The organism is Nonomuraea sp. NPDC049637 (assembly GCF_040675235.1).
Lineage (GTDB): Bacteria > Actinomycetota > Actinomycetes > Streptosporangiales > Streptosporangiaceae > Nonomuraea.
Map to the genome: position 1 here is coordinate 22,628 of NZ_JBFAOM010000033.1, position 12,477 is coordinate 35,104.

Consider the following 12,477-nt stretch of genomic DNA (forward strand, 5'->3'; position numbering starts at 1 on the left):
TGTCTGACGACTATTCATGATGGTCGCTGGAGCCGGGAACGCACCGGCCAGGATCGGCCTGCGGAGGCAGGCCGCCAGGGCCCGCGCCGGGCGCGGGCGTCCCGTCTGAGAGGTGCCCCAGTGCCCCGATTAGCCGTTGCCCCTGTGCTCGTCCGTGTCCTCGCACTCTTCGCGGCGCTGTGCTCGCTCGCCGCCTGCACCGCCGTCAGCCCCGCCGCCGAGAAGAAGGGCGCCACCTCGGTCGGCGTGGCCTTCAGCCGCGGCGGGCGCGGCGACAGATCCTTCAACGACTCGGTGGGGGCCGGCGTCGACCGCGCGAAGGCCGAGCTGGGCGTCTCGGCCAAGGAGCTCAGCCCCAACGCCGCCGGGTCCGACCTGGAGGAGATCCTGCGGCTGCTGGCCCAGACCGGTCACAACCCGGTGCTGGCCGTCGGCTTCTTCTACGCCCAGCCGCTGGCGAAGGTCGCCCCCGCCTTCCCCCGCACCCAGTTCGTCATCATCGACGACGCCACCGTGAAGCTGCCCAACGTCACCAACGTGGTGTTCCGCGAGGAGCAGGCCAGCTACCTGGTCGGCGCGGCGGCCGCGCTCAAGTCCGCCAGCGGGAAGATCGGCTTCGTCGGCGGGGTGCAGACGCCGCCGCAGGAGAAGTTCCTCGCCGGGTACGCGGCCGGCGCCCGCGCGGTGAAACCCGGCATCCAGCTGTCCAGCGTGTTCATGTCCCAGCCGCCCGACTTCAGCGGCTTCTCCGCCCCCGACAAGGCCCAGGAGGCGGCCCGCGGCATGTACGACGGCGGCGCCGACGTCGTCTACCACGCCGCCGGGGCGTCCGGGCTCGGCGTCTTCCAGGCGGCCAAGGCGGCCGGCAAGTGGGCGATCGGCGTCGACGTCGACCAGCGCAAGACGGTCGATCCCGGGCTCGCCGGGGTGATCCTGACCAGCGCCACCAAGCAGCTCGACGTCGCGGTGCTGAGCATCGTCCGGGACGCGGTGGCGGGGCGGCCGATCGCCGGGGTGCGCGAGTTCGGGCTCAAGGAGGGCGGCGTCGGCTACGCCACCAGCGGCGGCGAGCTCGCCGACATCCAGCCGCGGCTGGAGGAGCTGCGCAAACGGATCGTCTCGGGTGAGATCAAGGTGCCCGCCAGGCCGGCGGAGAGCCGGTGAGCCGGGCGCGGGCGGCGGGCCGGGAGGCGCTGGGCGTGCTCGCCGTCCCGGCGCTCGCGCTGCTGATCGCGCTCACGGTCGCCACCGCGCTGCTGGCCGCGGTGGGGGCCGCGCCGGGGCGGACGTACCTGACGATGCTGGAGTTCGGGGTCCGGCCGGACTCGCTCGTCTCGGCGGTGAACCGGGCGGCCGTCTACTTCTTCGCCGCCCTCGCCGTGGCCGTCACCTTCCGGATGAAGCTGTTCAACATCGGGGTCGAGGGCCAGTACCACGTGGCCGCGCTGTTCGCGGCGGTCGCCGGGGCGGCCGTGCGGCTGCCCGGCCCGCTGCACCTGGCGTTCGTCTGCCTGGTCGCGGTGCTGGCCGGAGCGCTGTGGGCGGGGATCGCCGCGGTGCTCAAGGTGTGGCGCGGGGTCTCCGAGGTGCTGTCCACGCTGCTGCTGAACTACGTCGCCACCGCCGTCGTCGCCTACCTGCTGGCCGAGGTCTTCGCCGCCGGCAGCACCTCGGGCTCGACCCGGGAGCTGCCGCCGTCGGCCCGGCTGCCGCAGCTCACGCTGCCGTCGGGCGACCAGCTCGGCTCGGCCACGCTGGGCGCGGTCGTGCTGGGGGTGGCGGTGCACGTGCTGCTCACCCGCAGCCGCTACGGCTACGAGCTGAGGGCCGGCGGCCTGAACCCGGTGGCGGCGCGCGTCCAGGGCATCGACCCGCGCCGGATGATCCTCGTCACGATGCTGCTCTCCGGCGGCCTGGCGGGCCTGGCCGGGCTGCCCGACCTGCTGGGCCAGACCTACCGCTACGGCATGGACTTCCCCTCCGGCGCGGGCTTCACCGGGATCGCCGTGGCCCTGCTCGGCCGCAACACGCCCGCGGGCATCGCGCTGGCCGCGCTGCTCTTCGGGTTCCTGGAACGGTCGGCGCTGATCCTCGACATCGAGGGCATCCCCAAGGAAATCGTCACGATCATGCAGGGCGTCATCGTGCTCAGCGTCGTGGTGGCCTACGAGGTGGCGCGGCGGATGGAACGCCGGCGGGCCGAGCGGCTCGTACGGGAGCAGGCGTCCCCGGCGCTGGAACCGACCGCATGAGCGCGGGACGGTACCGGTGGTGGCGGGCCGCGCTCGTCCTGCTGCTGGCGATGTCGGTGGTCAGGGTGTTCACCGGCGCCGACGAGCTCACCGGGTCGGGCGTCGTCGGGGCGGCGCTGCGGCTGGCGGTCCCGATCGGGCTCGCCGGGCTGAGCGGCCTGTGGAGCGAGCGGGCGGGCGTCGCCAACCTCGGCATCGAGGGCATGATGATCATCGGCACCGTCTGCGGGGCCTGGGCCGGGTACGGGTTCGGCGTCTGGGCCGGGGTGCTGGCCGGCACGCTCGGCGGGGTCGCGGCCGGGCTGCTGCACGCGGTCGTCACCGTCACCTTCGGGGTCGACCAGGTGGTGTGCGGCATCGCGATCAACATCCTGGCGGTGGGCGTGGCCCGGTTCATGTCGGTCATCGCCTTCAGCGGCCTGCCGGGGGCGGGGGCCACTCAGTCGCCGCCGGTGAGCGGGTCGATCGGCACGGTCAGCGTGCCCGTCCTGGCGGGCGGCGGGGGCACGGCCGACCTGCTCGGCGCCCTGGAACGCGGCCGGTTCTTCCTGGTGTCCGACCTCGCCGGGATCGTGCGGGGCTTCCTGCACGAGGTCTCGCTGCTCACCGTGGTCGCCGTCGCGCTGGTCCCGCTGACCTTCGTGCTGCTGTGGCGTACCGCGTTCGGGCTGCGGCTGCGGTCGGCGGGCGAGCACCCGGCGGCGGCGGACTCGCTCGGGGTCCCGGTGCTGCGGATGCGGTACTACGGCGTGCTGGTCTCCGGCGGGCTGGCCGGGCTCGGCGGGGCCTACCTGGTCACCGTCTCCTCGACCGTCTACCGCGAGGGCCAGACCGGCGGCCGGGGCTTCATCGGGCTGGCCGCCATGATCTTCGGCAACTGGCGGCCGTCCGGCACGGCGGCGGGGGCGCTGCTGTTCGGTTACGCCGACGCGCTGCAACTGCGCCAGGCGAGCGCGGTGCACGTGCTGCTGCTGCTCGGGGCCGTGCTGGCCTGGGTCGCGGCGGTCGCGCTCGTCCGCACGCGGCTGCGCGCGGCCGCGACGCTGGCGTTGCTCGGCGCCGCCGCCTTCGCGGTCTTCCAGGGCACCGACTCGGTGCCCACCCAGCTCGTGTACGCCACGCCGTACCTCACCACGCTGCTGGTGCTGGTCACGGTCGCCCAACGGCTCCGCATGCCGGCCTACGTCGGCATCCCCTACCGGCGAGGAGACGCGTGATGGCCGTCGACCGGGAACCCCGCCTCATGGGGTACGCCGACCGCTGGTCCGCGGCGCCCGGCGAGCGGCTGGCCGTGCACGCCTCCGGCCCGGACGGCGACGCCGACGCCGCGCTCGTGGACCTCGTCCGGGACAGCGACCTGACCCCGGCCGTGCCGGTGACGGTCGCGCCGCGGCCCCTGCGGCCCGGCTCCCGGCTGGAGGCGGCCTCGGTGCCGACGCCCGCCAGGGGCGGCCTCGCCCTCTGGATCCGGCCGAAGCGGCTCGGGCCGCGCCAGGTCGTGGCCCGGCTGGGCGCCGCAGGATGGCGGCTGCTGCTCGCGCTCGACGAGGAGGGCCGGCCCGAGGCGACCGTGCTGACGCCGTCGGGGAGCATGGGCTGCCGGCTGCGCTCGGCCGTCCCGGCGGGGGAGTGGTCGCTGCTGGCCGTGGCGTGGGAGGCGGCGCCGCTGATGACCGTGCTGCATCTGAACGACTTCCGCACCACGGGCGTGAGCGCCGGGCGGGCCCGCCTGCCGCTGCCGTCCCCGTCGGGCGAGCTGCGGATCGGGGCAGGCGACGAGCATCCGTACGCGGGCCGGATCGCCCTGCCCATGCTGACCGACGGCCCGCTCGCCATGCCCGGCCGTGTTCCGCTGACCGACCTGACCACCGGTCCCGAACTGGTCAAACACCTCGGCCCGGAGCTGCTGGCCCTGTGGGACCCGTCCGCCGGTCCGGGCGCGCCCGTCGTCCCGGACGTCAGCGGCAACGGGCGCCACGCGAACGCCGTCAACCGGCCGCTGGCCGGGCTCCTCGGGCCGGGCGGCGGCGCCCGAACCGCGCTCCAGGTCAGCCCGGAGGACCTCGACGACGCCCGCTGGCCGGTGACCTGCGAGCTGACCGTCCCGCGGGACGCCGGCTCCACCGTGCTCGGCGTCCGCCTGCGGACCCGGGGACAGTCGTGCGTGCTGCCGGTGGTGCTGCGCCCGGACGCGACGCGCAGGAACCCGGTCGCGGTCGTCCTGCCCACCTTCACCTACCTCGCCTACGCCAACCACCGGCAGTCCAGCGAGGCCGAGTACTTCGGCGACTACCGGCAGGTCACCGACCGCGTGATCACGCTCTCCCCGGTGGACGCCTACCTCAACGAGCACCGCGAGCTCGGCCTGTCCCTGTACGACCAGCGGCGCGAGGGCGGCCACGTCACCCACTCCTCCAGACGCCGCCCGGTGCTCAACCTCACCCCGGACTACCGCTGGTGGATGACCGGCGCGCCGCGCCACTTCGCCGCCGACCTGCTGCTGCTGCGCTGGCTGCGCTCGGCGGGCTTCGCCTTCGACGTGCTGGCCGACGAGGACGTGCACGAAGGCGGCGCCGACCTGCTGTCCGCCTACCGCGTCGTCCTGACCGGCAGCCACCCCGAGTACGTCACCGCCCCCGAACGCGCGGCCTTCGGCGCGTACGTGTCCGGCGGCGGCCGGCTCATGTACCTGGGCGGCAACGGGTTCTACTGGGTGACCGGCGTCGACCCCCGGCACCCGCACGCCATCGAGGTCCGCCGCGGCCACGTCGGCGACTGGTGGGACGACGAGCCCGGCGAGGACGTGCTGACCTCCACCGGCGAGCCCGGCGGCCTCTGGCGGCACCGCGGCCTGGCGCCGCAGGAGCTGCTCGGCGTCGGCTTCGCCGCCCAGGGCTGGGGGCCCGCCCCCGGTTACACCCGCCTGCCCGACAGCCGCCGGGAGGAGGCGTCCTGGGTGTTCGAGGGCGTCGGGACCGACCCGGTGGGCTGCTGCGGCCTCGCGCTCGGCGGTGCGGCGGGGGACGAGATCGACCGGGCCGCGCCCGAGCTCGGCACCCCGCCGGACACCCTGGTGCTCGCGACCTCCGCGGGCGGCCACAGCCACCACTACCGGCCCCCCACCGAGGAGGCCGGGTCGGGCGCGGGGGCCGTACGCGCCGACATGACCCTGCGACTGCTCGGATCCGGCGGCGCGGTGTTCGCCGCCGGATCCGTCAACTGGGTGACCAGCCTCGCCTGCTGTGACGGTGACATCAGGCGAATCACCCGAAACGTCCTGTCCCGATTCCTGCAACCCGCAGCTTGTGAGGAGGAGTGACGTGACCACCGCGAGCGCGAGGCACCTCGACTACCCCTATCCCCGCACGTCGGCCGAGCTGACCGACGAGATGTTGTCCATGCCGGCCGAGGAACTGGCGGCCATCGCCCGCCACCCGCTGACCGTCTACCCCGACACCACCGAGCTCTACTACCGGCTGGCCCGGGAGATGGCCGACGAGTTACGCGCCCGCAACATGCGCGGCGAGCCCACCCGCTGGATCCTGCCCGTGGGCCCGAAGGCGCAGTACCCGATCCTGGCGCGCATCTGCAACGAGGAGCGCATCAGCTGGGCCGACGTCTTCGCCTTCCACATGGACGAGTTCCTCGACTGGCAGGGCCGGCCGGTGGACCCCTCCCATCCCTTCAGCTTCCGCGGCTACTGCGACCGCAACCTCTACCAGCTCCTCGACCCCGACCTGCGGCCCCATCCCGGCAACGTCGTCTTCCCCGACGTGTTCGACCCCGACGCGTTCGGCGAGCGCCTGCGCGCCGAGGGCGGCGCCGACACCTGCTACGCGGGCTTCGGCTACCGGGGGCACCTGGCCTTCAACGAGCCGCCGTCCACGCGCTGGCACCAGTACACCGCCGCGGAGTTCGCCGCCTCGACCACGCGCGTCGTCCCCCTGCTCGACGACACGATCGTGGCCCACTCCCACCGGGTGACCGGCGGCTACACGCAGGCGATCCCGCGGATGGCGATCACCGTCGGCATGTCGGAGATCCTCTCCGCCCGCCGGCTGCACCTGATCACCGACGGGGGCGCCTGGAAGCGGTACATCGTCCGGGTGCTGCTGCTCACCACCGAGCCGGACGTGCTGCTCCCGGTGACCTTCGCGCACCACCACCCCGACGTGCGGGTGACCGTCGACGCCGACAGCATCGCGCCCTGCGCCCTGGGGCTGGGCTCGTGACCGTCGTCGCGGTCGGGGCCTACATCGTCGACCTCTACATGTTCGGCGACCACCTGCCGGAGCCGGGCGAGAGCGTCAACGCCGCCGACTACGCCACCGCGCACGGCGGCAAGGCCGCGAACGTGGCCGTCGCCGCGGCCCGGCTGGGCGCGGCCGCCCGCTTCGTCGGCTGCCTCGGTGACGACGCCGCCCGGCCGGTGGCGCTGGCCGAGCTGCGCGCCGAGGGCATCGAGGTGGGCGAGTGCACCACGGCCGTCGGCGTCGCGACCGGGCGCAGCTTCGTCTACGTCGACGCGGGCGGCGGGCAGATGGTGATGACCTGGCCGGGGGCCGCCGACCTGCTGCCGCCCGCCCAGGCGGCCGCCGTCGCCGCCGGCCTGCCCGCCGGGGCCGTGCTCGTGCTGCAGGGGGAGATCCCGCTGGAGATCTCGTACGCCGCCGCGACGGCGGCCCCGCCGGGCGTGCGCGTCCTGCTCAATCCGAGCCCGGCGGGACCGTTCCTGGAGAGCACCGGGAAGGAGCTGCTGGCCCGCGCCGACGTGCTGGTGCTCAACGAGGGCGAGCTGACCGCGCTGGCCGGCGACACCCCCGGCGACCTGGACGACCTGCGCGGCCGGACGAGGGGACGCACCGTCGTCGTCACCCGCGGCGAGCACGGCGCCGAGATCGCCGACGACGGCGGCACTATGCTGATCGGCGTCCCCAGCGTGCGCGTTGTGGACACCACCGGCGCGGGTGACGCCTTCACCGGCGCCCTGGCGGCCGCCCTCTGCGCCGGCACGGGCCTGGAGCGCGGCGTCCGGCTCGCCTGCCAGGTGGCGACCGTCTCGGTCACGCGCCGGTTCTGTGCCCCCAGCTACCCATCGGCCGCCGAGCTCGGCATCGCCCCGCTCCGCGGTCCGTCCGTGCAGGAGAGACCCGCGTGACACGACGTCATCCCACCCTGGCCATCCAGATCCGTGACCGGCTGCACGCCCTGATCGTCGAGCAGGGGCTGCGCCCCGGTGACAGGCTGCCGTCGGAGAACGAGCTCATGACCCTGTTCGACGTCGGGCGCACCAGCATCAGAGAGGCGTTCAAGCTCCTGGAGCAGGAAGGGCTCATCCAGGCCAGGCACGGCGACGGCCGCTACCTCACCTCGCAGCCCAGCCTGGACCGGCCGCTGACCCGCCTCGAAGGCGTCACCGAGATGCTGGCCAGCCGCGGGTTCACCGCCGACAACACCGTCCTCGACGTCGTGGCCACCGAGCCGGACCGCCACCAGCGCGAGCTGCTGCAACTGCCGCCCGGCGAGGCCATCGTCCGGCTGGAACGCCTGCGCCGGCACCGGGACGACGCGCTGCTGTACTCCATCGACCTGTTCCCGCGCTCGCTCATCGGCCGCCCCATGGACGAGGTGGACTGGACCGGCTCGCTGTTCCAGCTCCTCACCGAGCACGGCCACACCATCGCCTACGCCGTCGCCCAGGTCCGGGCGGTGACCCTCAGCCACGCCCAGGCCGAGCGCATCGGCACCCACGAGGACGGCGGCGCCTGGCTGCTGCTCCTCCAGACCCACCACGACAGCGCCGGACGGCCGGTGCTGTATTCGCAGGACTACCACAGGGGCACCGACTTCTCCTTCCACCTGGTGAGACGCCGCGACTGAGTGAGCCGCCGCCGCGTACCGACCGACCGCCGTTCGCCGACGCAGAGAGGATCATGCGATGAGTGCCATCACGCTGGAGGCCGCCCAGCCGATCCCGGCCTCCCCTTCCAGCCTCCGGGCGAGGTGCTCCAGGCTGTCCGTCTTCTGGCTCGCCGAGGACGAGGTCTCCTTCTACGGGCTCCCGCCGCTGCTGATGAAGGTGCCGAACGTGGCCGGGGTCGCGGTCGTGCGCAGCTGCGCGGAGGCCCGGCTGCTGCTGGCCGGCGAGGACTTCGACGTCGCGGTGATCCCGCTCGCCGTGCTGCCGGACGTGCTCGGCGGACGCCCCCGCCGGGCCCGCCCGCAGATCCTGGCCATGGTGCGTCAGGGGGAGGAGCCGGCCCCCTGCGTCGCCCAGCGCTACGGGCTGGCCGGTCGCCTGCCGTGGGAGGAGATCAATGTCGCCGGCTTGTCGGGCATGTTCGATCGGCTGCTGCGCGGCGACGCGCCCGTCCCGTCCAGGGGCGGCCCCGACCTGCTCGGCCGCCTGACCGAGCGCGAGCACATGGTGCTGGCGCTGCTGCTGCGCGGCATGAGCAACCACCAGATCGCCCGCTCGATGGGCATCTCCATCCACGGCGTCAAGCGCCACATCTCCAACCTGCTCGTCAAGTTCAACTGCTCCAACCGCACCGAGGTCGCCCTGGTCGCCCAGCGTCTCGGCCTCGACCCCGCCGTCCGCAACCCGCGCCACCTGAGCAGCACCGGCACGTAGCACGTACGACGAACCATCCCCGAACGGTCATCGAGAAACGGAGTGACAATGGACGTCCCTCTCATGGAACTCAGCGGCCGCGCCCCCGTCGTCAGGCTGCATGACATCGAGGCCGACATGGCCGCCGCCACCGAAGCCATCAGGTCGCAGCTGACCGGATGGGGCTTCATGGCCGCGGAGGTGCCCGGCATCGGCGAGCGCGTCGAGGCCATGATGAACGAGTTCGCCGCGGCCTGCCGGGCGACCGGGCCGAGCCTGTCCGACTACGCCTACGACGTCGTCCCGCAGCTCGCCGTCGGCGGCACGCACGGGTTCTTCCCGTACAACTCGGAGATCCCGCGCCTGGCCAACGGCGTGCCCGACCCGAAGGAGTTCATCCACGTCAGCGGCGCCATGATCGGCGACCAGCCGCCCGGGGCGGGTGACGTGCTGCGGGCCTTCCCGGAGTTCGGCGCCCGCGCCGCCGAGGTGTTCGACATCGCCTTCCGGCTGATCTCGCTCTTCGGCGAGGTCGTCCGGGGCATGATGCCGCCCGGCACGCCCGAGCTGGACCTCTCGCACGACGCGACGAACCTGCGGGTGATCCACTACCGGGACGTCGGCGACCGCGAGGTGCTGGCCCACGAGCACTCCGGCATCCAGATGCTCGGCCTCCAGCTTCCCCCGTCCGACCAGGGCCTGCAGTACGTGCTGCACGACGGCACCTGGGTCGAGCCGGTGATCGCCGGGACCGACGTCGTGCTGTGCAACATCGGCCGGATGCTCACCAGCGCCTCCGACGGGCGGTTCCGGCCGTCCACGCACCGGGTGCACACCAAGCCGATGCCCGCCGGCTACGAGCGCCTGTCGTCGGTGCTCTTCGCCTACCCGCAGCACAAGGCCCGCCAGTGGAAGATGGTGGACGGCGAGCTGATGTCGCTGAACGCCACCTGGGGCGACTTCATCGACAGCCGCTTCCAGGGCCTCGGCAAGCAGTCCTGACCGCCCGGCCTCCTGGCGGCCGGGCAGGCCGTCAGGAGGCGATCAGGAGGCGCTGGCCCGGACGGCCGCGCGGATCACGTCGGCGACCTCCTTCGGCCGCGACACCGCGACCGCGTGCGAGGCGCCGGCGAGCTCCACGGCGGTCGCGCCGGCCCGCTCGGCCCCGAACCGCTGCACGTCGGGGTTGATGGCCTGGTCGGCGTCGGCGATGACGGCCCACGACGGCCTGGTCCGCCAGGCCGCCGTGGCCGCCGTCTCGGTGAACGCCCCGGCCGCCAGGGGCCGCTGCGCCACCGCGAGGACCCGGGTGACCTCGGCCGGCACGTCGGCGGCGAAGACCTGGGGGAAGGCGTCGGCGGCGATGGTGAACTCGACGGCGGCGCCGCCGTCCGCCAGCGGGTAGGCGGCCTGCCGCAGGCTCGCGCCGAGCGGCGGCTCGGGGAAGCGTCCCTGGAGCTCGCCCAGGCTCTCGCCCTCCTCCAGGACGTACGCGGCGACGTAGACGAGGCCGACGACATTGTCCGCCGCGCCGGCCACGGTGATGATCGCGCCGCCGTACGAGTGGCCTGCCAGCACGACCGGGCCGTCGATCTGGGCCACCACGGAGGCGACGTACGCCGCGTCCGAGGCCAGGCCGCGCAGCGGGTTCGGCGGGGCCACCACGGGGACGCCGTCCCGCTGCAGCTCGGCGATGACGCCGGACCAGCTGGCCGCGTCGGCGAACGCGCCGTGCACGAGGACGACCGTCGGGGTGGTGCTCTCCGTCATGGAAAAACTCCTTCTCGGGGCGAAAGGGACCGGTCGGCCCCGGTGGCGATCCAACAGCCGGGCCGCTCGCGCGCACGAGGCGGAAACGTACTTCTGCCTGTGGTTCCGCCTCGTCTATCCCCAGGCCGGTCGCTTGGATGGGGAACGGCCCCCCTGCTTCCCACCCCTTCCTTCCTGGAGCGATCATGATCAAGCCCGTCCTGGAACCCGCCGCTCAGGCGTTCGCCGAGGCCACCGCCGAGCCGCCGTACCTCTTCCAGCTCCCGCCGGAGGAGGGCCGCAAGGCCGTGAACGAGGTGCAGTCCGGCCCGGTCGAGCTGCCCGCCGTGGACGAGGAGTGGGTGACGGTCCCCGGCGGCCCCACCGGCGAGGTCAGGGCCCGCATCGTGCGGCCCGCCGGCAGCACCGGCGCCCTGCCGGTGATCATCTACATCCACGGCGCCGGCTGGGTCTTCGGCAACGCCCACACCCACGACCGGCTGGTCCGCGAGCTGGCGACCGGTGCCGGCGCCGCCGTGGTCTTCCCCGAGTACGACCTGTCGCCCGAGCACCGCTACCCCGTGGCCATCGAGCAGAACTGGACGGTCGCCCGCTGGATCGTCACCGACGGCGCAGCCAAGGGCCTGGACGCCACGCGCGTCGCGGTGGCCGGCGACTCCGTGGGCGGCAACATGACCGCCGCGCTGACCATCATGGCCAAGCGGCGCGGCGGGCTGTCGCTGCGTGGGCAGGTGCTGTTCTACCCGGTGACCGACGCGTCCTTCGACACCGAGTCCTACCGGCAGTTCGCCGAGGGCTACTTCCTGCGCCGGGACGGCATGCAGTGGTTCTGGGACCAGTACACGACCTCGGAGGCCGAGCGCGCCGAGATCACCGCCTCCCCGCTGCGGGCCACCGTCGAGGAACTGGCCGGCCTGCCGCCGGCGCTGGTCATCACCGGCGAGGCGGACGTGCTGCGCGACGAGGGCGAGGCGTACGCCGCCAAGCTGCGCGCGGCCGGGGTGCCGGTGACCGCCGTCCGCTACCAGGGCATCATCCACGACTTCGTCATGCTCAACGCGCTGCGCGGCACGTACGCGGCCGGGTCGGCGATCGAGCTGGCCGCCGGCACGCTGCGCCGGGCCCTGCACGAGAGCTGACCTCCCGCGCCATGCCCTCCGCCTACGACCTCGACCAGGTGCGGCACGCCAACGCCACCGGGCGGGTCCCGGTCGTCTTCGTCCACGACCCGTGGTTGCTGGCCGAGAGCTGGGAGCCCTGGGCCGAGGTGTTCGGGCAGGCGGGGTTCGTCCCCGTCGTCCCTTCCTGGCCCGAGGACGGCGAGTTCGCCGGGCCTGCCGCAGGGCACTTCGCCGGGCTGATCGGCGGGCTGGCGCGCCGGCCGGCCCTGGTCGGCCACGCCGCCGGCGGCCTGGTCGCGCAGATCCTGGCCGGGCGCGGGCTGGCCTGCGCCTGCGTGGCGATCAGCCCGGCGCCGTTCCGCGGGGCGCTCACGTACGGGCGCTTCCGGCACGCCGTGGCCAACGCCGTCGGCGAGGAGGAGGCCAGGCGGCTGTACGAGACGTACGCCGTCCAGGCGGCGCAGGCGGCCGACCCGTGGGGCCTCGACGGCGCCGCGCCGGACCGGGGGCCGCTGCTGCTGGTCGCCGGCGAGCTGGACCGCACGGTCCCGTGGGCCGCCGCGCACGCCTCCTACCTGTGGCAGGCGCGCAACCGGCACCATCTGACCGAGATCGTCGAGCTGCCGGGGCGCGGGCACTCGATGACCGTGGACAGCGGCTGGCGCGAGGTCTGCGGCACCGCCCTGACCTTCATCGAACGGTTCGTGGACCCCTGACCGGC

General features: G+C 74.0%; 12 protein-coding genes. 11 read left to right on the top strand and 1 reads right to left on the bottom strand.

Going from position 1 to position 12,477, the window contains the following annotated elements; translation table 11 throughout:
• The first annotated feature begins 144 nt into the window (after nt 1-144).
• The 9 genes from AB0J71_RS34745 to AB0J71_RS34785 are packed head-to-tail and all read left to right on the top strand — an operon-like array spanning nt 145 to nt 9,867.
• On the top strand, nt 145-1,164 hold the full coding sequence (locus AB0J71_RS34745) for a BMP family ABC transporter substrate-binding protein (protein WP_352323231.1): 1,020 nt from the start codon (nt 145-147) through the stop codon (nt 1,162-1,164).
• Nucleotides 1,161-2,252, top strand: a complete 1,092-nt coding sequence (locus AB0J71_RS34750; protein WP_364418138.1) for an ABC transporter permease — start codon at nt 1,161-1,163, stop codon at nt 2,250-2,252. The genes AB0J71_RS34745 and AB0J71_RS34750 overlap by 4 nt, the downstream gene beginning before the upstream one ends.
• Nucleotides 2,249-3,469: an ABC transporter permease gene (locus AB0J71_RS34755; RefSeq protein WP_352323229.1), complete on the top strand. Its 1,221-nt coding sequence runs from the start codon at nt 2,249-2,251 to the stop codon at nt 3,467-3,469. Before AB0J71_RS34750 ends, AB0J71_RS34755 begins: the two co-directional genes overlap by 4 nt.
• Entirely contained in the window at nt 3,469-5,571 is a 2,103-nt protein-coding gene (locus AB0J71_RS34760) for a N,N-dimethylformamidase beta subunit family domain-containing protein (protein ID WP_352323228.1), read from the top strand. The genes AB0J71_RS34755 and AB0J71_RS34760 overlap by 1 nt, the downstream gene beginning before the upstream one ends.
• A 1-nt stretch (nt 5,572) precedes the next feature.
• Nucleotides 5,573-6,484 carry a hypothetical protein gene (locus tag AB0J71_RS34765; protein ID WP_352323227.1) on the top strand — a complete coding sequence of 304 codons (912 nt, stop codon included), beginning with the start codon at nt 5,573-5,575 and terminating at the stop codon, nt 6,482-6,484.
• Complete coding sequence (locus tag AB0J71_RS34770) at nt 6,481-7,410, top strand: PfkB family carbohydrate kinase (RefSeq protein WP_352323226.1); 930 nt, start codon at nt 6,481-6,483, stop codon at nt 7,408-7,410. Before AB0J71_RS34765 ends, AB0J71_RS34770 begins: the two co-directional genes overlap by 4 nt.
• Nucleotides 7,407-8,132, top strand: a complete 726-nt coding sequence (locus AB0J71_RS34775) for a GntR family transcriptional regulator (protein WP_352323225.1) — start codon at nt 7,407-7,409, stop codon at nt 8,130-8,132. Before AB0J71_RS34770 ends, AB0J71_RS34775 begins: the two co-directional genes overlap by 4 nt.
• Nucleotides 8,133-8,190: 58 nt before the next feature.
• Complete coding sequence (locus AB0J71_RS34780; RefSeq protein ID WP_352323224.1) at nt 8,191-8,886, top strand: LuxR C-terminal-related transcriptional regulator; 696 nt, start codon at nt 8,191-8,193, stop codon at nt 8,884-8,886.
• Between the two features lie 48 nt (nt 8,887-8,934).
• Complete coding sequence (locus AB0J71_RS34785; protein WP_352323223.1) at nt 8,935-9,867, top strand: 2OG-Fe(II) oxygenase family protein; 933 nt, start codon at nt 8,935-8,937, stop codon at nt 9,865-9,867.
• 42 nt (nt 9,868-9,909) lie between these two features.
• Here the strand turns inward: AB0J71_RS34785 and AB0J71_RS34790 are convergent, their stop codons facing one another.
• Nucleotides 9,910-10,635: an alpha/beta hydrolase gene (locus AB0J71_RS34790; protein WP_364418140.1), complete on the bottom strand. Its 726-nt coding sequence runs from the start codon at nt 10,633-10,635 to the stop codon at nt 9,910-9,912.
• Between the two features lie 185 nt (nt 10,636-10,820).
• Here AB0J71_RS34790 and AB0J71_RS34795 point away from each other — a divergent pair, with 185 nt between their 5' ends.
• On the top strand, nt 10,821-11,774 hold the full coding sequence (locus AB0J71_RS34795) for an alpha/beta hydrolase (protein ID WP_352323221.1): 954 nt from the start codon (nt 10,821-10,823) through the stop codon (nt 11,772-11,774).
• A gap of 11 nt (nt 11,775-11,785) precedes the next feature.
• Nucleotides 11,786-12,472, top strand: coding sequence for an alpha/beta fold hydrolase (locus AB0J71_RS34800; RefSeq protein WP_352323220.1), 687 nt, complete (start codon nt 11,786-11,788; stop codon nt 12,470-12,472).
• The last annotated feature ends 5 nt before the right edge of the window (nt 12,473-12,477 follow it).

What these genes read in the sequence shown, in the direction of transcription:
- AB0J71_RS34795 (WP_352323221.1), top strand. Translation starts at nt 10,821, where the DNA reads ATGATCAAGCCCGTCCTGGAACCCGCCGCTCAGGCGTTCGCCGAGGCC.
- AB0J71_RS34790 (WP_364418140.1), bottom strand. Translation starts at nt 10,635, where the DNA reads ATGACGGAGAGCACCACCCCGACGGTCGTCCTCGTGCACGGCGCGTTC.
- AB0J71_RS34785 (WP_352323223.1), top strand. Translation starts at nt 8,935, where the DNA reads ATGGACGTCCCTCTCATGGAACTCAGCGGCCGCGCCCCCGTCGTCAGG.
- AB0J71_RS34780 (WP_352323224.1), top strand. Translation starts at nt 8,191, where the DNA reads ATGAGTGCCATCACGCTGGAGGCCGCCCAGCCGATCCCGGCCTCCCCT.
- AB0J71_RS34800 (WP_352323220.1), top strand. Translation starts at nt 11,786, where the DNA reads ATGCCCTCCGCCTACGACCTCGACCAGGTGCGGCACGCCAACGCCACC.
- AB0J71_RS34755 (WP_352323229.1), top strand. Translation starts at nt 2,249, where the DNA reads ATGAGCGCGGGACGGTACCGGTGGTGGCGGGCCGCGCTCGTCCTGCTG.
- AB0J71_RS34760 (WP_352323228.1), top strand. Translation starts at nt 3,469, where the DNA reads ATGGCCGTCGACCGGGAACCCCGCCTCATGGGGTACGCCGACCGCTGG.